Origin of the sequence: Saccharibacillus deserti, from assembly GCF_013618475.1 — a bacterium.
GTDB lineage: Bacteria > Bacillota > Bacilli > Paenibacillales > Paenibacillaceae > Saccharibacillus > Saccharibacillus deserti.
Genome location: NZ_JABJVN010000001.1, coordinates 1044566 through 1067142, shown reverse-complemented (window position 1 = coordinate 1067142; position 22577 = coordinate 1044566). Strand labels below are relative to the sequence as shown.

Below are 22577 nucleotides of genomic sequence, written 5' to 3'. Positions count from 1 at the left end.
TTTAGTTTACGTAACTTTTATTATGTAAATTATCAATAGAAAGAATTCATTCTTCCACAAAAAAAGGCAAAGAGCTTCAGCTCTTTGCCTTTACCCTTTTTAATGTTCCACGTCTACCGACTTCCGCCTTAGTACCGATCCAGAATCAGATTCGTCTTGAGCGAATCGGCAGGAACCAACCACCCTTCCGCGTTCAGCTCGTCCATCAATTCTGCGCGATTGGCGGAGGCAGCCGAGTAATCGTCCGTTTTGAACGAGATCTCGACGAGCGGTTCGCTGCCTGTACCGGATGCATTCAGAATAGGCAGTACTTCGATATCCACTTCTACCCCGTTAAATTCGCCGGCATACTTGCTGACCTCGATCGGGCCGTGTACGCGCGATTTTTTCAAGATCGTTTTTCCCCAACCGTTCGAACGTGTCTTCTCCAGCTTGCCGGGAATCTCTTTGACGAGCAGTTCCAGCGCTTTGCTGGCGGAAGGCAGCATCAGGCCGGCGGATGCTTTGACCTTCTTCGTATTGGAGAAGCTCAGGGTCTGTTTGCCGTAACCCCAATCGACTTCGGCTTCGTAGTTTGTATCGGAAGAATCGAAACCGGCGGCGTTGGCGGCACTCAGCGCGGCATCGATTTGTCCGTTTTGTACCGCGAAGCGCTTTTTGTACGTCAGCTCGTAATCGGTTTTGTCTTCTTTTTTACGAAAACGCACGTTCCAGCCTTCGTTATTCAACTCTTGGGCATCCGTATCGAAATATTCCACCAATTGGCGCTTCGGCGCAGTCGTAATCTCAAAAGCGTCATTGACCGAAGCTTGCAGCGATCCGTTTGCGTTCAGCACGTCATTCGAATCGAGCAGGAATTTCACTTCGTAAGTCGGAACTGCGTTCGAAGCGGCATGCACCTGAGGCGCGGCCCCCCAGCTGGTGAAGAGAACGGCGGCGCTCAAAGCGGTAACGGTGAGCTTTTGGGTGAACGTACTTGGACTTTTCGTATTCATTGCGGTTGATCCACTCCTTCGAAGGTTGGGGTTGAGTACCTCCTCACTTTAAAGGGGCAGGATCACAGCGGAATGAACGCGAACGCGGATTCTGGTAAAAAATGGCCATACTTTGCTGATGGAGCCCAAGATTTTATCGATTGCGAAGACTTGGAACCAGCGGCTGGGTGTGATTGATCAACTGTTACTTTTTCCAGCATACCCCTATAAAGCATAAAGTAATACCGGCTAAAAGGACGATGAATTGCAGACTAGGCATCGCGTGATTGAAATTAAAAGTTGTCGCAAAAAGGAAAGCTAATGCAATAAAGGTAATCCCTAAGCTTAAGATTTTGGGTCCGGTCAGATTGTGGCGAAACTTCGTAAAGGTGGCGGTCAATCCTGACAGCATGATAGCAATCAGAAGGACGGCGATCACTTTGAGTCCGGGCAGTGTCAGATGAAAAATCGAGTAAAACGCATCCGTAGAATCCATTTATACACGCTCCTCTTCTTAATTGAACAACTTATTGGAATGAACGCTTCGTTTCAAGAAAAGTTCGCATTTCACTTTACGCTACACACAAAAAAGCGAAGAGCTTTAGCTCTCCGCCTTTTGAAATCCATCGATTAAGGCTTCAGGAAACCCGGCGCCAGATAGCTCGGATTCGGATATTTGTAGAACCCTTCTCCGGTTGCTTCGCCCAATTTGCCCTGATCCATATAATTGTTCTTAAGCAGATCCGCTACCGCCTGATAGGCTTTGTCCCCGGTATGTTCGGCTCTTGTGCGCGCGATAGGATAAGCGGTATTGATGCCGACGATATCGAGCATCCCGAACGGGCCGACCGGAGCGCCGGTCGCGAGCATCCAGGTCTTGTCGATCGTTTCGATATCGGCAATTCCGGTGACCGGAAGTTTTTGCGCCGAACTGAGCAGCGGAACCAGCGGCGAGTTCACGATGTAACCGGCCTGTTCTTTTTGCGGAGGAAGAGCGACCATGCCAATCTCTTTCGCGAACGCAATCACCTCATGGAACACCCGCTCGGCCGTGGTGGAGTGCTTCATGATCTCGGCCGTATTGTTTTTCCAGATCTCATTGGCAAAATGCAGCGTCAGGAACTTCTCCGGACGGCCTGTGGCCTGTGGCATGGGCAAACTGGCTCGGCAGCAGCGTAGAGGAGTTGGTCGCAAAGATCGTACGGGCAGGAGCGGCCTGGGCCGGTTTTTGATAGAAATCGATCTTGATATCGACCGATTCCGGAACGGACTCGGTATCCTGTTATTAAATAAAATCAATTCAAAATAATCAAATCAATACTTTTAATTTTTTGTATCAGGATCCAGATTCATTCGGACGCTGTGACGGACCCACCCGGCAAACGTTTCGAACTGTTCCGGTGCACGGTCTACTGCCCAGCGCAGCGTATCGACCGCACGCAGAAGCATCAGCTTTTTCGTATCAGCCCGCTGTTCGTCAGGAAGGCCGTATCCCTCGTAAAAAGCTTCAAGCTGTTCGTGATTAGGCATTCCACCTTGGAACTGCGTCTGCATCAGCTGGATCACCTCTCCGTGCGGGACGGGATGTACTTCCGCGGCGCCCCAATCCAGCAGCGCAATGGTCACTTCCCCCGCTGCGGCCCCTTCTCCCTGCTCGACGAGTACATTTTTGACAGACAAGTCTCCGTGGATCAAGCCGAATTGAAAAGACTGCACAGCCAGCTGTTCGAAAATCGTTTTGATCTGACGCGACTCGTTCTCCGTAATAACGCCTCTTGCAAGCAGAGGATCGGAGTCGTTCAAGCTGTCGATATTGTAGCGGATATGATCCTGCCAACTGCCGTCGGAACCCGGATGAGGCGGATTGTCAAAAAGCCCTTGGTTCGCGTTTTCCAGATCGCCTCCGTACCCTTGCACCGGAATGGCATGAATCAGACGGGCATATTCGCCCAGCCGCCGCCAAATCACATTTTCCGGATAGTCCGTATCCAGTCCGTTGACCCCTTTCACCCAAGATTGAAGCATGTAGGCATACCCGTCTTCGACGCCGATCGCAAGCACGGTGGGGCCAGGGATTCCCGCTGCAGCCGCCTGCCGGATACACCATTCTTCTTTGACGTATTCCGCGTAGCGGTCGGCCGTATTCAGACGCACGATCAATTTTCGGCTGCGTGTTTCGACGCTGTAGACTTGATTGACGAAGCCGCGGCCTACAATAGGCGAACAATCAACGGTCTTTTCTTGACAAAAGCGCTCTGCAATCCGTTCGGCGAGCTCCTGCCCTTTTGCTTTCATCGGATGAACCTCCTTCGTTTAACCGATCCCAGTCTAAATGTAGTTTCATAATTAAAATTATGTAAACAATGATCGGGCAGCCCGAATATCATGTCCGTTCTATTTCGGCTGATTATATCGTCATTGCATCGAATCGTTGGATCGCCGTGAGTACTTCTGCAGGGCAGGACACCGTAAAGTCCGGCGAGATCCGTCTCATCGACTCCAGGGAATCGTATCCCCAAGCCGCCGAGATCACATGGACCCCCGTACGCCGTCCGGCTTTGATATCCCGCAGTTCATCCCCGATATACAGCACTTCTTCCGCTTTGAGATCGTTGCGCTTAAGAAAAGAACGAATCGCCCGGTGTTTGCCGAACAGGCTGCGCGCCGAGCGAATCTGTTCAAAATGGTCGATGCCTTGGTTTCGCAGGAAAGCCCGGATGTTTCGCTCCAGATTGGACGAAATGATGCTGAGCGGATATCCTTTTTCATGCAGCTGGTCGATCAGTTCTCCGATACCCGGCTTCACTTCCAGATTCTCGATCCCCCGACGGTATCCCAGAACCACGTTCAACCCCAATGCCGGCATCCGGTAGAGCGGAATCCCCAGCGCTTTTCGCCGTTGACTGATCGAATGTCCGGCAAAAGGACCTTGGTCATCTTCGCGGATCGGGCGATACCCGTGTTTTTGGGCTGCCCGGTTATAGATTTTGCTGATCAGGGGACGGGAATGGGCAATGGTCCCGTCAAAGTCGAAGATGATATGTCGAATCATGGCTAGCGGCCTCCTGTGATACCGGTTTTCACTTCAACGGACCGTCTGCTTTCTCCCTTTGTATTACATGCAAATGCCCGGACTGAAACAAGCAAACCGTGTACGGATCGTTTCCTCGCCGGCTCCTTGCCTTACAAAGGCGATTCTCTCAACCATTCCGATACCTGGTCCGTAAATTTCGCCAGCAGGGCCGAACGATACCGCTGCTTGTTCGTGACCATATAGATGGAACGATTCAGAGCGATCCCCGGGATGGCCCGCATCTGCAGCAGTCCGCGTTCGATCTCGTCTTGAACGGCAAGTCTGGACACAAACGAGACATGCTCGCCGAGCCTGACCGTCTGCTTGATCGCTTCCAATGAATCGAATTCCAGATAAGACGGCAGACGCCGCGAATGGGTCGCAAGCCATCGCTCCGTTAAGCGCCTTGTACTCGATTCCATACCGTGCATGACAAAATACGAAGAAGCGATCTGTTCCGGCGTCGGAGCGTCGAGTGCCGCAAGTCTGTGCGAAGGCGCGAAAATAAGCACCAGTTCGTCCCGGCAGATCGGCTCGGCGATCAGTTCCGGCGACTCCAACGAGTCGGTCGACGCGATGCCGAGATCGATCTCATGGCGCTCCAGCATGTCCCGTACGGCCGGAGCCGTCTTGACCGACAACGATACCTGTACGCCCGGATGAATCCGCGCGAATCGGTGCAGCACACCGGGCAGAATATAGGTAGCGGGTACGTAGCTGGCTCCGATCCGCAGCGTGCCTTTGCGAAGCGTATCGAATTCGCTCACCGCACGCTGCGCTTCGCCGGCCAGAGCGCCTATTTTGACGGCGTAATGCTCAAGCGCGCGTCCGGCGTCCGTCAGGACAATTTTGCCCATTCGGGTCTCGAACAGTTTGACTCCGAAGTCTTTCTCCATGTTTTTCATATGAAACGTAACGGTAGGCTGCTTCAGATTCAACATTTCCGCTACTGTGGTGATCTTGTTGTATTTTTCGAGCAGCTCCACGATCTTCAGTTTGGTCAGATTTAAGTTCATCATGTCACGATCTTCCTTCCCTTTCGGGCCTATCCCGCACCCTCCTTATCAGTAAAATCTATGAATGTTAACAGGAATCATTGGAAAAATTAATTTTGTGTTGATTTTGCGTTAATACGGGCAGCGAACAAGGAGCGTAAACTGAATTTGTAAGCGGCGATCACGCTGAACAGTTAACGGAAGCAGGAAAGGAATGCACATGGACTTATACATTGAAGGATTGAGCAAAACGTTCGGGCCGACAACCGCGCTGCACCCGACCGACCTGATCGTCAAGGAAGGCACGTTCACTACGCTGCTCGGTCCGTCCGGATGCGGCAAAACGACGCTGCTGCGCATGATCGCGGGCCTCGAGGCGCCGGATACCGGCACGATCTCGATCGGCGGCGACACGCTGTTCGACGCTTCGCGCAAGCGCAGTACCCCGGCACATAAGCGCGGATTCGGCATGGTATTTCAGGATTTCGCGCTCTGGCCGCATATGACGGTGTTCGAGAACGTCGCTTTCGGTCTTCGCACAAGCCGCCGGACCCAGGATCTGAAACAAACGGTCACACGCGCGCTGGAAAAAGTACAGCTCGGCGCGATGATGGACCGCTATCCGCACCAGCTCTCCGGCGGTCAGCAGCAGCGGGTCGCTTTTGCCCGGGCCGTCGCGGTTCAGCCCCGCCTTGTCCTGTTCGACGAGCCGCTCAGCGCGCTGGATGCTTCGCTGCGCGAAGAGATGAGAGTCGAGATGCTCTCGCTTGTCCGGGACCTCGGCCTGACGGCGCTGTACGTGACGCATGACCAGATCGAAGCCATGTCGATGTCCGACGAAATCGTCGTGATGCACAGCGGACGGGTGCTGCAGCGCGGAACGCCCGAAGAGATTTACGCCAAGCCGACCGATCCGTTCGTGGCGCGTTTTATCGGGCGCTCCAACTGGATTACTGCGGCCTCTCCCTCGGCGGAACCGCTGCAGGCGACGAATGATGCCGATCTTGATCCGAAGAAGAACCCGCCGGAACCGGCGGTCACACTCGCGATGTTCCGCCCGGAACATCTGCGCTGGGAGCCGCTTGGCGAAGGCGCCTGCGATGCGTACGAAGTCGAGATCGTGCAGGCCAGCTACATGGGCGACCGCTACGAAGTGCATGTGCAGGCCGACGGCCAAGAGGAGCGCTGGACGGCTTACTACGACTGCCGGATTCCGGCGGGCAGCCGCATGACGGTATATCTCCCCCGCAAGAAACTGCATCGGCTGAACGCCGTGCCCAAATCTTAATCTGTCGTTTGCCCGCTTTCTTTTATACTTAAATCACATTTCCCAGGAGGAATACTTATGTGGAACCGTACTTTTACCGTTAAAACAAAACTGGCCAGAACGGCCCCGATCGCACTGACGCTCGCTTTTGGCATGGCGCTTACCGCCTGCGGCAGCACGGGCAGTTCGGCACCGGCAGCGTCCGCCGACCCGGCCGCCGCTGCCGGAAGCACGCCTGCCAAGCAGACGCAGAGCGCGGATACCAAGCTGACCGTCTACACCGCCGGCCCCGAAGGACTCGCCAACAAGATCATCGAAGGCTATGAAGCCGAGAGCGGCGTAGACGTCGAAGTGTTCCAGGGAACGACCGGCAAGATTCTGGCCCGCCTGGAAGCGGAGAAAAGCAATCCCGCGGCGGATGTCGTCATTCTCGCTTCTCTCCCGGCTGCCCAAGGCCTCAAAGCCGACGGATTGACCATGCCGTATCCGGAAGCGAAAAACGCCGACAAACTGAATCCCGACTGGTCGGATGCGGACGGCAATTACTTCGGCGCCAGCGCTTCCGCTCTGGGCATCGCCTACAACACCAAACTGATCGCCACGCCTCCGGCTTCCTGGGCCGATCTGAGCAAACCGGAATACAAAGACCAAGTCAATATCCCCGATCCTTCCTTGTCCGGCTCCGCGCTCGATTTCATGACCGGCTACCTGAACGCGAACGGCGACAAAGGCTGGTCCTTGTTCGAAAGCTACAAAGCCAACGGTGTGACAATGGCCGGAGCCAACAAAGAAGCGCTGGACCCGGTCATCACGGGCGCCAAAGGGATCGTAGTCTCGGCCGTCGATTATATGACGTACAGCGCCAAAGCCAAAGGCGAGCCGATCGATATCGTCTACCCGAGCGAAGGTACCGTAATCAGCCCGAGACCGGCGGCTATCCTTAATACAACCGAACACGAAGCCAACGCCAAAGCGTTTATCGACTACCTGCTGTCCGACGAAGCGCAAAAAATGGTATCCGAGGCCTACCTCATGCCGGGACGTACCGATATCAAAGCCGAAAACCGGGCCAACCTCGACGAAATTCCGCAGCTGGCCGTCGATTGGGACTGGATGAACGAGAACGGTGCCGATGTGACGGAACGCTTCCTGAAGCTGTTCAAGTAACATGAACAAATCCCTGACGCTTAAACCGATCCGGGGATTGTCGGTCCTGCTGGCCCTGCTGGTCCTGACGGTCATGATTGTTATCCCCCTGATCCAAATTTTTATCCAAAGCGTGTATCGGGACGGGGAGCTGCAGCTTGCAGCTCCCTTCCGTACGATTGCGGACGCCGATTTGGCCCAAGTCATGCTGAATACGGTCTGGCTCGGGATCTGCGTTATTTTCGGCACGACGCTGCTTGCGCTTCCGCTGGCCTGGATTATGGTCCATACGTCGATCGGCCGCATCAAAGGGCTGGAAGTGGTCCTGCTGATTCCGTTTATGACGCCTCCTTACATCGGGTCGATGGGCTGGATCCTGTTTATGCAAAAAAACGGCTACCTGGAGCAGCTTGTCCCGGCCCTGGGGCGCCTCGCGCCTTCTTTCTTCAGCTTCGGCGGCATGATCGCGATCATGAGCCTGCATCTGTTTCCTTTTCTGTACCTGCTGCTGCGCGGAGCGCTGGAGCGGATCGGCGGAAGCCTGGAAGAAGCGGCTTCCGTGCTGGGCGCTCCGGCCTGGTACCGATTCCGCCGCATCGTCGTTCCGCTGCTGCTGTCTTCGTTCGGTATGGGAGCGATGCTGATTTTTGTCAAAACGATTGCGGAGTTCGGCACCCCGGCCACGTTCGGCAAACGGATCGGTTACGACGTTATGACGTCCGAGATCCATCGGTACGTCTCCAGCTGGCCGATCGATTTCGGCAAAGCGACTTCGCTGTCTTCGCTGCTGTTAACCGTGTGTCTGTTGATGTGGTACGTGCAGTCGGTCGTGAACCGGCGCTATACGTACAGCCTCGTCGGCGGCAAAGGCTCCCGCCGCTCCGCCGAAACGTCCCGCGGCCCGGTGCTGTGGCTGGGCGGATTATTCGTTCTGCTGCTGCTGGTCTTCTCGATCGGGATCCCGTATTTCTCGATCGTCGCGGCCTCGACCATGAAGCTGCGCGGGGAAGGTTTGTCCTGGAGCAACACGACGCTGGATGCTTACCGGGAGCTGCTGAGCTTCGGAACGCCGGGCATGAAAGCGCTGATGAACAGTATCTGGCTTGCACTCGCGGCTTCAAGTATCGCCGCGGTGTTGGGCACTTGGTTTGCGCTGGTGATTCGCCGTTCCAAAACGATCGGACAGCGTTCGGTCGACCTGCTCAGCCTGCTGCCCAACACCGTGCCCGGCATCGTCATCGTCGTAGGCTTGATCCTGCTCTGGAACTCGCCGTGGATGCCGATTCCGCTGTACAACACGGCCGGCATCGTCATTCTGACTTATGTCGTACTCTTCGTGCCCTATACCGTCCAGTATGTCAAAAGCGCGGCCGGGCAGATCGACGGTTCCCTGATGCAGGCGGGGCAAGTATTCGGCGGAAGGCCTTGGTATCTGTTATCTCGTATTACGCTGCCCTTGATTCTGCCGGGCATTCTGGCCGGATGGACCATGACGTTCACGATCGCTTCGCGCGAATTGGTCGGTTCCCTGCTGATTCTGCCGCCTTCGATGCAGACGTCGGCCACGTTTATCTTCGCGCAGTTCGAACAAGGCCAGGTATCGCTTGGCATGGCGATGGCCGTCGTGTCGGTCGGATTCACGACGGTGATCCTGACGATTATGGAGAGCCTCGGCTCGAAAAGAAAGTGGAATAAACGATGATGAAATTACAGGTTTGGGGCGGAGCCGGCGAACACGGCCGCTCCTGCTATCGTCTTGTCGGCGAACGCCGCCGCCTGCTGCTCGACTGCGGCGTCAAGAAAGAAGACCGGGGTCTCTATCCGCTGCTGAATCCTTCGGAGATCCCGGACCTGACTTCCGTTTTCCTCTCCCATGCGCACGAAGACCATGCGATGGCCCTGCCCCTGCTCTACAAGCACGGGTACGAAGGCGCAATCTGGACGACCCGCGCCACGGCCGGGCAGCTGCACAAAGGCTTCGACAGCTGGGGGCATTTCGTTGCGTCACGCGGAGGAACCCTCCCTTACGGGCCGGAGCATATCAAAGCCATGCGGTTTCTCTATCTGGAAGACTGCGCGCCGCCGTGCCGATGGTTCGAATGGGCGCCCAGCCCCGGCGAAGAACCGATTCGGATCATGTGGGGCCGTACAGGCCATCTATCCGGTTCGATCTGGCTGCGTCTGCAGACCGAAGGCCGGCACATCTTCTTCTCCGGCGATTACACCCGGGAGTCGATTCTGCTGGAAGCCGACTCTCCCGCCGTTTCCGAAGAAAACGGAAACGTGCCGATCGCCGACCTGTCCATTGTGGACAACGCCTACGGGACGGACGACGAAGCGCAGGAAATCAAGCTGGAACGCATTCGATCCGAGATTCGGAGCGTATTGGAAAACGGCGGACGGGTTCTTCTTCCTGTGCCGGCTTTTGGACGCAGCCAGGACCTGCTAATCTGGGCCTTCCAGTCTCTTGCGCCTTACCGGGTCGTGGTCGAGCGCACCATCTGGCAGGGACTGCTTTATCTGATCGACGACCCGCTCTGGCTTCGGCCCGGCGTCGCGGCGCAAATCCGGACATTGACCCAGGAGTGTTCGCCTCGTCTGATTCTTGTCGATAACGAAGCGGAACGATCGGAAGCACTTCGGCGCGAAGGCCCCTGTCTTATCTTGACTGCCGACGGGATGCTGGAATCAGCGGTATCGCAGGCGTATGTGGAGCATCTCGCACCCGATTCGGACAATCTGATCCTCCTGACCGGGCATGCTTCCCGGGGAACGCGCGCCCGAATGCTGCTCGACAATCGGCTGCCGGATGTCCGCTGCCGGGTTATGCACCAGTTTTACAAAGTTCATCAAGGTATCGGCGACGTTCGGCTTATGCTTGAGGAAGCTCCTGCGGCAGCCGTCGTATTGGTCCATGCGCCCGACGTCTCTACCCGCGAAGTCTGCCGTATTTTGCAAAGCGAAGGCCGGGACGGATTGTTCCCGCTTACGCCGGGAATGGAAATCGTAATTTGAAGCTCGAATCCGAAGATCGAACAGCCCCGGAATCCTATTTATAAAAGCCCGTTATCCCTATAAAGGGATAACGGGCTTTTGGGCGGTGCGGAAGGGTTGGAAAAGGAAAACAACTGCTTGCTTGAAAACTTAAAATAACGCTTACATTTCAAAGGGCACCTGCGGCTCTCCCTGCGCTTGCGTTGAAGCCTTCGATGGCTGCCGAGACTTCGCCCGGATAAAAAGCCATAAAATCGGGCGAGAAACGGGTCATAAGTTCCGACGAATCGTATCCCCAAGCCGCTGCGATCATCTTGATGCCCGAACGCTGGCCGGCCTGGATATCCCGCAATTCGTCCCCGATATACAGGGCTTCGCGGGGATGCAGCTTGTTGTCGCGCAGAAACGAATGGATCGCCCGGTGTTTGCCGAACAGACTGAAGCAGGAACGAACCTGCACGAATTGGCTGATTCCATTGTGTCTCAGGAAGGAGCGGATATTGCTCTCCAGGTTGGACGAGATGATGCTCAGCTGATAACCCTGCGCATTCAGGTCCCGGATCAGATCGCCTACGCCGTCTTTGAGCTCAAGCGTTTTGATCTTGCGGCGATATTCCGAGAACAGCTGGAATCCGAGGAACGGCAGGCGGTACAGCGGAATGCCCAGCGTTTTGGAACGCTGGCGTATGGACAGACCGGCAAATGGCTCCGATGTATCGTCGCCGATCGCTTGATAGCCGTGCTTGGCCGCCAAGCTGTTATACAGCTCGACAATCAGCGGCCGGGAATTGACAATCGTTCCGTCGAAATCGAAGATCACATGCCTAATCATGGTCCATACCTCCTCTGGTAATGTGTTCCTCTATTCTTTATTAACCGTTTCCGTTTCTTATTCCCTATTATAACGGATTTATCTGCCGAAAAATGAACAATATCTTTTAATTTCGAAATATTATTTTGCCGCACCGAATAACCCGGGCCGATCAAGCGGCTTCGGGTTATTCGGCGAACGGCTTCTGCCGTTCTTGTCCGCCGGCGGTCTACAGGATTACGGCCATAAGAGGCCGTGTTCCCAACGGCCTTCTCCGCTCAGCCGATATTGGATCCGCGTGTGTTTGCGGTCGGGAACGGCCTGCCAGAACTCCGCCTCGTCCAATTCCAGCGCCCACAGCCGCCACAGCGGCGTGACCGCTTCCGGATCGCCCTGCAGCACCTCCCGCTGCTCGGCCAGAGCCTGTTCCAGCTGTTCTTCGCTGCCCAGCTGCCGGCTCTGCCGCCCGAGCATGGCCAATGCGCGCGCTTCGGTACCGCGCCGGCGCAGATCTTCGGCACCTTCCTGTGCTCCGGTGTCCGATACGCGGCCGCGCAGACGAATCTGCCGGCCGAGTGTCGGCCAGTAGAAAGTCAAAGCCGCGTAAGGACGGCGTTGAAGCTGCTGTCCTTTGCGGCTTTCCATGCCGGATGCGAAATAGAAAGTGTCGCCGTGCACGTCTTTGAGAATCAGGATGCGTGCATCCGGTCTGCCGTCCGGATCGACGGTGGACAAGGTCGCGGCATGCGGTTCTTGGACTTTGTTTCGAAGTGCTTCTTCGAACCACTGCAGGAACAGTTCGCCCGGCGCAGCCGGCAGCGAAAACGGATCGAACCGATCGAACGGACCTTCCAGCGATTTTAACCCCCGAAACAGAGGATTCCGTTTGTCCGCGCCGCCTTCTTCGTTGTTCTTGTTCATGTCCATCGGGTTAAGCCAGATGGCTGAGCGTCTCGAAGTCTTCGTCGCTCAGCTGAAGGCCGGCCGCGGCCATATTGTCTTCCAGATGGGCAACGGACGAAGTGCCCGGAATCGGCAGAATGGCCGGCGAACGTCTCAGCAGCCAGGCGAGTGCGATCTGGGCCGGCTTGGCGTTCAGACGCTTGGATATTTCATCCAACGGTCCTCCGTCTTGGGCCAATGCGCCGGTTGCGAGAGGGAACCAGGGGATAAAAGCAATCCCGCCGGATTCCGCTTCCTCCAATACGTCTTCCGCTTTGCGGTTCGACAGATTGTACAGGTTCTGCACGGATACGATATCCGTGATCTCGCGTGCTTCGCGCAGCTGCTCGACGCTGACTTCGCTCAGCCCGATATGCCGGATCTTGCCTTCCTTGCGCAGCAGCTCCAGTTCGCCGAGCTGGTCGGCCAGCGGCACGTTCGGATCGATCCGGTGCAGCTGGAAGAGGTCGATCCGCTCCAGACCGAGCAGACGCAGACTCATCTCCGCCTGCTGGCGCAAATACTCCGGACGTCCGACCGGACGCCAATCGTTGGGACCCGAACGGGTCAGGCCGGCTTTGGTGGCAATAACCATATCGTCGCTGTACGGGTGCAGCGCTTTGCGGATCAGAGGCTCGGCGACCGCCGGCCCGTAAGAATCGGCCGTATCGATAAAGTTGACGCCGAACTCGGCTGCGCGCTTGAGCACGCGGACCGCTTCGTCGGGATCTTTAGGATCTCCCCAGACGCCGGGACCCGTCAGCTGCATCGTGCCGTAACCCAGCCGGTTGACCGTCATATCGCCTCCGATTGTAAAAGTACCGGATTGAGCGGCGTTTACGTTCGTTGAAGTCATGGAATCGCTCCTCTCAGATTAAAAAGAAGCACCCGGTACGTACGTCCGGATGCCGTTACCTTTTCTTCATTACCCGCCGCGAGCGGAACGCAATCCCACATGAAGCTTCTCCGCCTCAGACGTTCTGCGGTGCAATCAGTCCGTATTTGACGAAGCTGTGGTACAGCCCGTCTTCCGCGATAGTACCGGTCACATGGTCGGCGACCGCTTTCAGTTCTTCCCGAGCGTCGCCCATCGCAATACCGACCGCGCAGTACTGCAGCATTTCCAGATCGTTCAGTCCGTCTCCGATCGCGATCGTGTCGGCGACCGAACGATTCAGATGCACGAGCACATCGGCGATCGCCACCGCTTTGTGTACGCCGGGAACGGCCAGTTCGCCGCTGTTTTTGCCAAACATCGGCACGGTGCACCGCAGAACTTCGAATTTGCCTTCAAATTCCGCTTGGATCACCTCGAACGGGAGAGCGCCCTCCAGGAAACAAACTTTGTTGACGTCGCTTTTGTACAGATGGCTCTCCCCGTAGGTCAATGCGCCAAGAAAAGGATGCGGCGAGTTCTCGAATCGATCCCGCGCTCCGGGGTCGTTGAGGATGTCGCCGTGAATGAGGGCGATCAAGCGGTCGCGCAGATTGCGGCTGGCATACAGCCCGGCGTTGGACTCCAGGTAGAAATCGATTCCGTGCCGTTCGAAAAAGTCTACCATATGCCGCACGTCTTCTTCGGACACCTGCTTATGGTAGAGGGTTTCGGTATCACATTCGACATACCCGCCGCCCGCGCCGATCAGTCCGTCGAAACCGATGTCCCAGATCGCGTCGTAGATCTCGGGCTTGGAACGTCCGGTACACAGGTAAAGCCGATGGCCGTTCGCCCGTGCCTGCTTGCAGGCGCGGATTGCGGATTCGGGTACGGTTCCGTAGTCGTCGACAAGCGTTCCGTCAATATCGATAAATACCAATTTGGACGAAGCCGTTCCGGTGGAACGAACATCCTCAGCATGATTCATCACAGACAAGCCTCCCGGTTAGGAAATGGAATCGGCTGTTGGCCGATGTTCCTTACTGCCTACCGTACAGGCTGGAACGCGTTTCACGTCAAGTTTTTCCGTATACGGTCTCGGTCCAGGCGTCTCAGGTGCGAAGTTCACGGAAAAATTCGACGATATCTTCGGTCAGCAGCTCCGGCTCTTCCAACGCCGCGAAGTGACCGCCGCGGTCGAACTCGGTCCAATGCCGGACGTTGTACTTCTCTTCCGCCCAAGCGCGGATCGGATGCGAGACGTCTTTGGGAAACACGGCAACGCCGAGCGGAGGCGCATGCTCAGAAGAAAGGCCTTCCGGCAGCGGAGGCTCCTGGGTATGCATCGTTTCGTAATACAAACGGGCCGAAGAACCGGCCGTTGCGGTCAGCCAATAGATCGAGACATTGGTCAGCAGGCGGTCCTTGTCGATCGCTTCTTCGGGCAGTCCGGTCTTGTCCGTCCATTCGTAGAATTTCTCGATGATCCAGGCCAACTGCCCGGACGGCGAATCCGTCAGCGCGTAAGACAGCGTCTGCGGACGGGTTCCCTGCTGGACGGAATAGCCCGATTGCTCTTTGGCGTAATGTTTCATTTTCTCAAGCATCTCGCGATCTTCCGGTTTGAGCTTGGCCAACTGTTTGGGATTCTCCGGCGGCGGGGTCATCAGCATGTTGACGTGAACGCCGGCGACACTGCCGGGGTCCCGGCCGCCGATCTCCAGCGAGATAAAAGACCCCCAGTCGCCGCCCTGCGTCCCGTAACGTTCGTAACCGAGCCTTTTCATCAGCGTTACGAACATGCCGGCGATCCTTTTGTAATCCATGCCCGCCTGCGAAGTCGGACCGGAGAAGCCGTAGCCCGGGAGCGACGGAATAACCAGATGAAAAGCATCCGAAGCGGGCCGGCCATAATCCTGCGGACGGGTCAGCGGACCGATCAGATCCAGAAATTCGACGATCGAACCCGGCCAGCCGTGAATAAGCAGCAGCGGCAGCGCATCCGGTTCGGAAGAACGGATATGCAGAAAATGTACGTTCTCTCCGCCGATCTGCGTCATGAACTGCGGGTAGGCGTTCAGCTCCGCTTCATGCTTGCGCCAATCGTAGCCGTTCCTCCAGTAGTCGGCCAGCTCGCGCATATAGGTCAGCGGAACACCGTAATTCCAGCCTCCTCCGGGAGCGTCTTCCGGCCACCGCGTCCGAGCCAGTCGTTGATGCAGATCGTCAAGGTCGGTTTGCGGAATATCGATATGGTACGGTTGAATGATCGGTCGGTCGGTTGGCATACAGGTTCCCTCCTTGATTTACACTTGATTTACAGCAAAAGTGCGAATCCGACAGCCAAAAAGACCACGCCAAGCACAATCGGCCCGGTCTGCTTGCGCAGCGCGTCGGTTCCGCTCAAAATTTCGAAAGCCGCGGTATTGTCCGGCCGATAATGCACCTCTACCTTTGTTCCGATCGGCGGCTGAGGCGCAGAGCTGCCAAGCTGCGAGACTCGCTCCACATTTACGTTCCCCGCAAGAAATCTCACGACCGGATAATATTTGATACCGGTACTTGCCCTGTCGAATCCCGTGTCCGCCAACTCTTCATAACGTATGATCTCTCCCGGCACCGTGTGTTCGCTTTGTGCCAGCCTGCGCTGTCGAACACCGGAATAGAGGCCAAAAGCAATACAAAGCAGGCCCAGTACCCAGAAAATGATTTCGCTGCCTGATCCGCTCAATCCAGTTCCTCCCCGTTTTCGGTATTCATTCGGTAATTTACCTCAGAAGCGGACTCTCCAATCAAAAAAGAAGCCGGCGAAAAGCTTCGCCGGCTTCCGTGAACGGTATTTTATTCGAAAAAGTCCGTCATGTCCCGTTTAACGAATCCCGGAGGAATATCCCGCGTTTCGGCAAAGTACCGGAACAAAACTTCGGACACCGCGGCGTCAAAAGTTTCGACAACTTCGCGGTTGGACGATTTGGGACGCAGAAACCCGTTCTTCTTCGGTATTTGCATCTCTTGCCCGATTGCAAAATGCCGAAATTCGTCACGATGCGGGACTCGCATTTCGACAATCATCTCTTCCGCGGATCCGGCGCATTGAATATAGAGCTGGTCGCTGAAGGAAAGCACACAAAACGTGCGATCCAGATCGTCCATCAACCGCAGCATTTGCGCGATCCGCTCCTGCGGCACATCGGTTTCCAGAACTTCATGTCTGCTTACTTCGTATCTGAACTCCATCCGTGCGTTTGGTCTATCCATCAGATTGTTCACCCTCTTTGTCGGTCTCTGCAGTGCCTGAATTTATTCTATGGGCCCAGACAGCGGGGAACAACCTTCAAGTACGGCGAACCGATTTACAGGATTCGGGATTCCGCACCGCGCAGCTTCCAGTCACGTTCAAGAAGTTCGGAGTTGATGACCGCGCCGGCCGTCGATCCCGCCGCTACGGCTGCCGCGACTTGATATCTCTGCGAAGCGCCGTCTCCCGCGCCGAAAATTCCGCTTACGCTCGATCGGCACAACTCGTCTACGGCCATGGCCCCGGATTCCATCGTATCGCAGCCGAGTTTCGCCGGAAGCTCCGATCCGGGTGCCAGTTTCGGAGCAAAGAAAATCGCCGTTCTCGGAATATCCGTTCCGTCTTCCAGAATAATTCGCTGCGTTTGTCCGCCTGCCGAAACGATCCGGCGAACAGCCGCTTCGTAGACTTCGACTCCTTTGCTCCGCAGCTCTTCTTTTTCCGTATCGCTCCGGACTTCTCCGTTGGTGAACAGCGCGATATCATCGCTCCAGCCGGTAACCGTGCGTGTCAGATGCAGAGCCGCATCGCCTTGTGCAAGAATGCCGATCGGACGATCCTGCATTTCCCAGCCGTCGCAGTACGGACAGACATACGCGCTTTTGCCATATACGTCTTCCAGACCTTCGATCCCGATCGGGAGGTCCTTCATTCCGACGGCAAACAGCAGTTTCTCCGCCCGATATACGTCCGAGCTTCCCGTAGTCAGACGGAAATCCCCATCGCTTCCTGCCGCTTCGACTACTCTTCCCTGCACAAAACGAACCGACGGATACTTCGCGATCTGCTCCTGGGAGATTCTGCGCAGTTCTTCCGGTTCGATACCGTCCCGGGTCAGGAACCCGTGGGAGTGTCCGGTCACCCGATGCCTGGGCAGCGCTTCGTCGATGACCAAGACGCTGCGCCGGGCACGGCCGAGCACAAGCGCGGCACTTAAGCCGGCCGGTCCTCCTCCGACAATCACTACATCCGCTTGATCCGTCCACTCGTTATTTGTTTTCGTTTTTTTCATTATCGATCATCCTCCATATCAAAACCATTATAGATATACTATATCTTTTATTGCTTCAAAAAAACCGTTTCTAACTGAGCAGAAGCCGGTTTCAATCAGGGACTATATATGTCTATAATATTCGTAATCATTTTGGTTTGTCAAGATTTGAGGGGTTTTGTGTTTGTTTTTCTGCTTTTTTTGGTTTTATTATTGTGAATTTTTCATGTGTTGAAATTTAATTATTATTCCGGTCTGTCAAATCCAAATCGAACTGGCCCATCTCATGTACCCGAGTGAATTTGCTCAGGATATAAGCTTTATCCGAACCGGGGTAATGGGCAAGCACCGATACGGAATGCAGCTGTGGAATTTTGCTTTCGGCAAGGCCTTGAGATCTTTTTCCCCTTCTACGTACACCTGCAAATACGAGTCGACCAGACGGAATCCGCTGCCTGCATACCAGTCTCTTCCCCACTGGTCGTCGCGTATCCAGGCTTCCAGATACTGCATGCCCGCTTCAAAACTGTCACGCCGATTCCAAATTGGCAAGCTAATTATAAAAATTCGGCTGGGCGGGTTCGAAAAAAGAGGCGGTTCGCCGATTTGATCAGGGTTCCGCAAACAGATCGGGGCCGCCGGCATGAAGATCGATATCCAATTCCAGTCCGAGAGCCGCCAGTCGGGACATGGCCTTGGCGGACAGATGGATCCCCGACATCTGCTCCCGGTAGCCGTAATAAGCAATCTGAATATGTACAAAAAAGTCGTCGGCCGGAGGGAAATGTTCCGGGTAGCGTTCCAGTACATCCAGCAAACCGTCCAGCTTCGCTTCGGGTTCCACATACATTCGTTGATCCGGTTCGATCGTCATTCCGCTGAACAAACACCGGGCCGAGCTCCGATTGGAGATCGGATCGCCTTTTTGCCACTGCTCGCAGGCTTCCAACGGAAAAAGACTCAGCAGTTCGGAAAGATTGCGGGTCTCGGAACCGATTCTTCCGTAGACGCGGCAGCCCGGCACCATTCCCGTGAAACGCAGAGATGCTTCGGGATCCGTATCGAGATAAACTGCAAAAAAGTAGTCTTCGTTCTCGACGGGAAAATAAACGGCGGCGGAATGCTTCTCTTCCTCTTCCACGATGCCCGCAATAGACGGTTCGGCGCCGTAACGGGCAAGCGTCTGATTGCCAAGCAGCTGACGGGTCACGGCCAGGCGGCGTTCGCGGATTTCGCGAATCGCAGCCGCTTTGAACGCATTTTCGCGCTGGCTCTTTTTGTTCATGGCGATCGCCTTCTTTCGTCGTCTTTTTCCCAGTATACCAACCTTTCCATCCCGGACAAACCGAACAAGTACGCAGCGGAACCCCCGGTAAACCGGGGAGATAACGAGCGGTCGGCCAACGAAAAAACGACTCTCCCGCTTATCGCGACAGAATCGTTTGACTTTTATCTGGCTTCTTCCCGACCCGCACCGCTTCCACTCTCCCGACTCCGCCGCATACGCCGCTCAGCCGCCGATTCTTCGGCTCCCCGCAGTCCGTCCCGGGCAAAGATCAGCTCAAGTTCCAACAGCCGGTCGGCCAAACGCAGCGGAATCGCTTCACGAAGTTTCGTCCAGGGAAGAAACTGCTCGGGCAGCAGTCTGTACTCGGTATATTCCAGCGCCGGTTTGAACGCGAAGGAACGCAGGTAGCGTCTCACCCTCGTATGGATCTCGTCGGCTTCGCCCCCGCCGGGCAGCGCACAGGCAATCTCGCCGCCGGCATACAGGCCGTCCGCACCGGCATGCGCACCGGCAGCCAGGTACAGGTCCGGCAGCAGTTCGAATACTTCCGGCATGGGCGACAAAGCATGTTTGCCGGGTTGGGCGAACAACCGGACATGCGTACCATCGCTCAGGTTGCTCCGGTTTTTAAGCAGGCCTTTGAGTATTTTTCCGTGAAAAGTAGCTTCGCAGTCCAGCACCTCTCCATTGGGACCGAGGTAGATCCAGACCTGTTCCATCTGGTACAGGTGACCGATCTCATAATCCCACCAGATCGCATACTCCAAAACGGAAGCGGTACGCGGATCGCTTTCTTTGAACGACCGGGGATACGAAGGCGATTCTTCTTCAGGCTGCAGGCGCGTAAATCCGACCAGATTGGGCAGAAAAGGTTCGCGTAGATCAAACATCAAATAAGGCGCATAACGTTCGCACAGCGTGCGTACTTCTTCTCCGGCCGCTTTCTCCAAACCGTCCAGCCCTTCCCAACCGTGCGCCGCCGACTCGCTCATGTTCTCAGCTCCTTAACATTTCACTGCATCCGCACCGCCTTATCGGGCGCGAATGCGGGTTCATTTTTCATATCCTTCTATTTTGCGGGAAAAATGTTCGGTGAATGTTAAGACGGGTTGCCGGAAGCGTTAAGTTTCTCGGCTGCCGCCCGGCGGGCCGCAAGCATATCGTTTATAGGCAGCCAAGCCGTACTGCAGCGATTCGTCTTCTTCGTGATCCGATCCATGCGGCGCTTCGCGCAGCGGCTGCACGCTTGCGTGGAATCGGCCCCGGCTCAGAAAGGCCGCCGAACTGACGGCTGCCCGCTCGGCCGCGTCCGTCCCGTTGAGCTGTTCCAGCGTCTCCGCTTGAGCGCTTCGGCATCCGCTTCGGTTCGGGCAAACTGAAAAACCAGCCGGTGATTCACCGTGAATACGAGATAACGCCGCGCCGCATGTTCGGTCTGCACATCCGTGATCGGCATCTCCGGGTACATCTCCCGGATACGCCGGGCGAATGGATGGGTCATGTCCGGCTGCCGGCCGGGGAAGGATGAGAGCCGCCTGGGTCTAAACGGTCCAAAGCGCCAAACAGCAGTCCGTAATACTCTTCCGTATTATCGGTGAAATCTGCCCAGGTCACGGAACGCTCTTCGGGTACCGGGCGAAGCTGCTCGTCGTAGGTCAACCCTCTGGCCGTGATCCGCTCTCTCCGTCCCCCGATCAGTTCGCGGAATTCTTCCGCTTCGACCCGGAACAATCCCGATACTTCGCTGTGCTGCACCCGGTATTCGCCCAGGGGCAGGCTGCAGCGGTACAGATGCACATGCGTAAACTCGCGGTCCATATAATGCTCGGAGATACGGTATTCTTCTTGGTGCAGTCCGCAGTAGGTCAGTTCTTCATAACGGGCGTGCAATCCGAGTTCTTCTTCCAGCTCGCGCAGTCCGTCTTCCTTCGTCTCGCCCGCAAGCAGATGCCCGGCGCTCGACGTATCCAGCTTGTTCGGAAAAGACTCCTTATCCGGATGACGCAGCTGGAACAGGAGCGTCCAGCCGGTCTCCGGCGAACCCGACACAATCCAGCAGTGAAAGACCTGGTGCCATAATCCCCGTTCGTGTACGTCCCCACGGGACGCCGTTCCGACCGGTTCGAGATTTTCATTGAAGATGTCCAGCATTTCCGTAACGGCCATAACGGCATATCGCCCCTTTCTTTTCGGCTTCCGCCCTACAACGTGCAGCGGTCTTCGCTGTGCATCACCAATCCCGTTCCCCGTTCGTCGACGAGCAGATCCAGCGTGAGCGTATCCACGAAGCTCACCGCATGCGGCTCGTACGCTATCTCGAGGCCGTTAACGGTAAGGCCGCGATCGTTCTGCTCCGCGCGGCCCAGCTTGACGAGAAAGCCCGGACCGCAGCAGCTGCAGCTCCGACCGCTCGAGAGCACGCGCAGGGTAGGAATACCGGTCTTTTCCATTTCGCGTTCGATAAAAGCTTTGGCGCTGTCGGTAATCTTCATGGATGGATATCCTCCGCGCCGCCGCTTGATTCCGACTCTTCCTGCGCCAGATCTTTCGGATTCAGGATCGCCAGCAGGACATGGTCGCGCCAACGCCCGTCGATCTTCACGTTGCGCCGCGACAGGCCTTCGCGTACAAAACCCGCTTTTTCCAACACGCGGATCGAAGGTTCGTTATGCGGCATCACGCCCGCTTCGATCCGGTGCAGGGCCAACACTTCAAATGCGTGCCGAACCACGAAACGTACCGCTTCGGTCATATACCCTTGGCCATTGGCTTTCAAATCGAGAAAATAACCGATCCATGCGCTCTGCAGGCTGCCCCGACTGACACCCGTCAAATCGACGATCCCGGTCATCGCTTCCGTCTGGCGTTCACGCACGGCAAACAGATAACGTTGATCGAGAGCCGCCGCGTCTACCGCCCGGCGCACACGCTCTTCCTGCTTTTCGAGCGTATAGAAAGAGTCGTCGCGCGTGCCCGCAAAGCGGCGGAAAAAGCTCTGGTTGTCTTGTTCGAGCCTCAGCAGCTCTTCGGCATCCCCTTCGCGCACCGGCTCGATCCGCAGCCGCTCCGTACCGTCGCTGTAGAGCCCCAGCGCAGCCGGACCGTCTTCCCGGGAAGGACGAACAATACGCGAATCGGGTTCCGGATCGGGCAATTCCGAACCTTCCGCGGTTTCGGAAATTCGGATATCCACGCCGCTTCGCATCTCCCCGGAAGGAGAAGATCCATTGACAGGTCCGATTTTGCGCACGGCGGAATGCTCCATAAACCAACGGTACAGCGCATCGTTGGTGTACACTTTTTTCCAGCAGTCGTGTGCCATTCCCGGATACAGCGTAAGTTCCACTTCCGCACCGGCTTTTCGCATGGCTTCGGCGATCTTCTCCGATTCGGTCGGGCGGATCACTTTATCGTCTTCGCCATGAAAAATCCACGTTGGCATATCCGCCAGCTTCCGGGCGTAGGCCGGATCTCCTCCGCCCGAGACCGGCGCAATGGCGGCAAAACGTTCCCGGTGATGCGCGGCCAACTGCCAGACTCCGTAAGCGCCCATACTGAAACCGGTCAGATAGACGCGATCGGGATCGACGTTCCAGTTTTCCGTTACCTCGTTCAGAATCGCCAATACTTCGTCTTCGCGTGTATTCCAGAAAGCGCCAAGCGGGCACTGCGGAGCGACGACGATAAACGGAAACTCGCTTTCGGTTTCCAGCCGCGCGGGCAGGCCTTCTTTGCGAAGCTCGTCCAGCTGCGAACCGCTGCCTCCCGCTCCGTGCAAATACAAAATCAGCGGCCATTTGTGTCCGGTCTCTTCTCCGTCATTCGAAGGGGCATAGAGTAAATAGTCCATACGGATCTTCTTCAGGATCTGCGTGTCGATCTGAAGTTCTTGTTTTCTCATCGTTTTCCCTCCTTGGTTGA

The 22577-nt window shown here is 56.1% G+C and carries 23 protein-coding genes and 1 pseudogene; 4 read left to right on the top strand and 20 right to left on the bottom strand.

Features of this window, described 5'->3' with window-relative positions:
- Positions 1-128: 128 nt before the first annotated feature.
- The 6 genes and pseudogenes from HOP44_RS04740 to HOP44_RS04715 all read right to left on the bottom strand — a co-directional run bounded on the left by HOP44_RS04740 (position 129) and on the right by HOP44_RS04715 (position 5063).
- The gene (locus HOP44_RS04740; RefSeq protein WP_172250988.1) at positions 129-995 is read right to left on the bottom strand and encodes a hypothetical protein; all 867 of its coding nucleotides are present in this window, start codon (positions 993-995) and stop codon (positions 129-131) included.
- Between the two features lie 184 nt (positions 996-1179).
- Entirely contained in the window at positions 1180-1470 is a 291-nt protein-coding gene (locus tag HOP44_RS04735; protein WP_172250986.1) for a hypothetical protein, read from the bottom strand.
- Positions 1471-1604: 134 nt separating this feature from the next.
- Positions 1605-2247 (bottom strand): annotated as a pseudogene (locus HOP44_RS04730) (3-hydroxyacyl-CoA dehydrogenase family protein); the annotation flags it as partial.
- Between the two features lie 50 nt (positions 2248-2297).
- The gene (locus HOP44_RS04725; RefSeq protein ID WP_172250984.1) at positions 2298-3269 is read right to left on the bottom strand and encodes an aminoglycoside phosphotransferase family protein; all 972 of its coding nucleotides are present in this window, start codon (positions 3267-3269) and stop codon (positions 2298-2300) included.
- 112 nt (positions 3270-3381) lie between these two features.
- Positions 3382-4026 (bottom strand): HAD-IA family hydrolase, encoded by a 645-nt coding sequence (locus HOP44_RS04720; protein WP_172250982.1) that lies wholly within the window; start codon positions 4024-4026, stop codon positions 3382-3384.
- Between the two features lie 131 nt (positions 4027-4157).
- Positions 4158-5063, bottom strand: coding sequence for a LysR substrate-binding domain-containing protein (locus tag HOP44_RS04715; protein ID WP_172251580.1), 906 nt, complete (start codon positions 5061-5063; stop codon positions 4158-4160).
- Positions 5064-5256: 193 nt separating this feature from the next.
- Here HOP44_RS04715 and HOP44_RS04710 point away from each other — a divergent pair, with 193 nt between their 5' ends.
- Genes HOP44_RS04710 through HOP44_RS04695 form a run of 4 tightly spaced genes read left to right on the top strand, consistent with a single transcriptional unit; the run spans position 5257 to position 10470 of the window.
- Positions 5257-6330 (top strand): ABC transporter ATP-binding protein, encoded by a 1074-nt coding sequence (locus tag HOP44_RS04710; RefSeq protein WP_172250980.1) that lies wholly within the window; start codon positions 5257-5259, stop codon positions 6328-6330.
- A 57-nt stretch (positions 6331-6387) separates the two neighbouring features.
- Positions 6388-7476 carry an ABC transporter substrate-binding protein gene (locus tag HOP44_RS04705; protein ID WP_172250978.1) on the top strand — a complete coding sequence of 363 codons (1089 nt, stop codon included), beginning with the start codon at positions 6388-6390 and terminating at the stop codon, positions 7474-7476.
- 1 nt (position 7477) lies between these two features.
- Positions 7478-9157: an ABC transporter permease gene (locus tag HOP44_RS04700; protein ID WP_172250976.1), complete on the top strand. Its 1680-nt coding sequence runs from the start codon at positions 7478-7480 to the stop codon at positions 9155-9157.
- Positions 9154-10470: an MBL fold metallo-hydrolase gene (locus HOP44_RS04695; RefSeq protein WP_172250974.1), complete on the top strand. Its 1317-nt coding sequence runs from the start codon at positions 9154-9156 to the stop codon at positions 10468-10470. Before HOP44_RS04700 ends, HOP44_RS04695 begins: the two co-directional genes overlap by 4 nt.
- A 148-nt stretch (positions 10471-10618) precedes the next feature.
- Here the strand turns inward: HOP44_RS04695 and HOP44_RS04690 are convergent, their stop codons facing one another.
- The 14 genes from HOP44_RS04690 to HOP44_RS23130 form a co-directional block, all read right to left on the bottom strand.
- The gene (locus HOP44_RS04690; protein WP_172250972.1) at positions 10619-11281 is read right to left on the bottom strand and encodes an HAD hydrolase-like protein; all 663 of its coding nucleotides are present in this window, start codon (positions 11279-11281) and stop codon (positions 10619-10621) included.
- A gap of 216 nt (positions 11282-11497) precedes the next feature.
- Entirely contained in the window at positions 11498-12181 is a 684-nt protein-coding gene (locus HOP44_RS04685) for a pyridoxine/pyridoxamine 5'-phosphate oxidase (RefSeq protein ID WP_172250970.1), read from the bottom strand.
- 10 nt (positions 12182-12191) lie between these two features.
- Positions 12192-13058 (bottom strand): aldo/keto reductase, encoded by an 867-nt coding sequence (locus HOP44_RS04680; protein WP_172250968.1) that lies wholly within the window; start codon positions 13056-13058, stop codon positions 12192-12194.
- Positions 13059-13173: 115 nt separating this feature from the next.
- Complete coding sequence (locus HOP44_RS04675; RefSeq protein ID WP_172250967.1) at positions 13174-14067, bottom strand: Cof-type HAD-IIB family hydrolase; 894 nt, start codon at positions 14065-14067, stop codon at positions 13174-13176.
- Between the two features lie 124 nt (positions 14068-14191).
- Entirely contained in the window at positions 14192-15367 is a 1176-nt protein-coding gene (locus HOP44_RS04670; RefSeq protein WP_172250966.1) for an epoxide hydrolase family protein, read from the bottom strand.
- A 29-nt stretch (positions 15368-15396) separates the two neighbouring features.
- Positions 15397-15810, bottom strand: a complete 414-nt coding sequence (locus HOP44_RS04665; protein WP_172250965.1) for a DUF3592 domain-containing protein — start codon at positions 15808-15810, stop codon at positions 15397-15399.
- 110 nt (positions 15811-15920) lie between these two features.
- Positions 15921-16337 carry a hypothetical protein gene (locus tag HOP44_RS04660; protein WP_172250964.1) on the bottom strand — a complete coding sequence of 139 codons (417 nt, stop codon included), beginning with the start codon at positions 16335-16337 and terminating at the stop codon, positions 15921-15923.
- Positions 16338-16432: 95 nt separating this feature from the next.
- Positions 16433-17389, bottom strand: coding sequence for an NAD(P)/FAD-dependent oxidoreductase (locus HOP44_RS04655; RefSeq protein ID WP_172250963.1), 957 nt, complete (start codon positions 17387-17389; stop codon positions 16433-16435).
- Positions 17390-17978: 589 nt separating this feature from the next.
- On the bottom strand, positions 17979-18653 hold the full coding sequence (locus tag HOP44_RS04650) for a DUF4279 domain-containing protein (RefSeq protein ID WP_172250962.1): 675 nt from the start codon (positions 18651-18653) through the stop codon (positions 17979-17981).
- Between the two features lie 164 nt (positions 18654-18817).
- The gene (locus HOP44_RS04645) at positions 18818-19648 is read right to left on the bottom strand and encodes a hypothetical protein (RefSeq protein WP_172250961.1); all 831 of its coding nucleotides are present in this window, start codon (positions 19646-19648) and stop codon (positions 18818-18820) included.
- 275 nt (positions 19649-19923) lie between these two features.
- Positions 19924-20157: a hypothetical protein gene (locus HOP44_RS04640; protein ID WP_172250960.1), complete on the bottom strand. Its 234-nt coding sequence runs from the start codon at positions 20155-20157 to the stop codon at positions 19924-19926.
- Positions 20154-20822 carry an NUDIX hydrolase gene (locus HOP44_RS04635; RefSeq protein ID WP_172250959.1) on the bottom strand — a complete coding sequence of 223 codons (669 nt, stop codon included), beginning with the start codon at positions 20820-20822 and terminating at the stop codon, positions 20154-20156. Before HOP44_RS04635 ends, HOP44_RS04640 begins: the two co-directional genes overlap by 4 nt.
- A gap of 35 nt (positions 20823-20857) precedes the next feature.
- Positions 20858-21148 (bottom strand): adhesin, encoded by a 291-nt coding sequence (locus tag HOP44_RS04630; RefSeq protein WP_172250958.1) that lies wholly within the window; start codon positions 21146-21148, stop codon positions 20858-20860.
- Positions 21145-22557 carry a GNAT family N-acetyltransferase gene (locus tag HOP44_RS23130; RefSeq protein WP_172250957.1) on the bottom strand — a complete coding sequence of 471 codons (1413 nt, stop codon included), beginning with the start codon at positions 22555-22557 and terminating at the stop codon, positions 21145-21147. Before HOP44_RS23130 ends, HOP44_RS04630 begins: the two co-directional genes overlap by 4 nt.
- Positions 22558-22577: the final 20 nt, after the last annotated feature.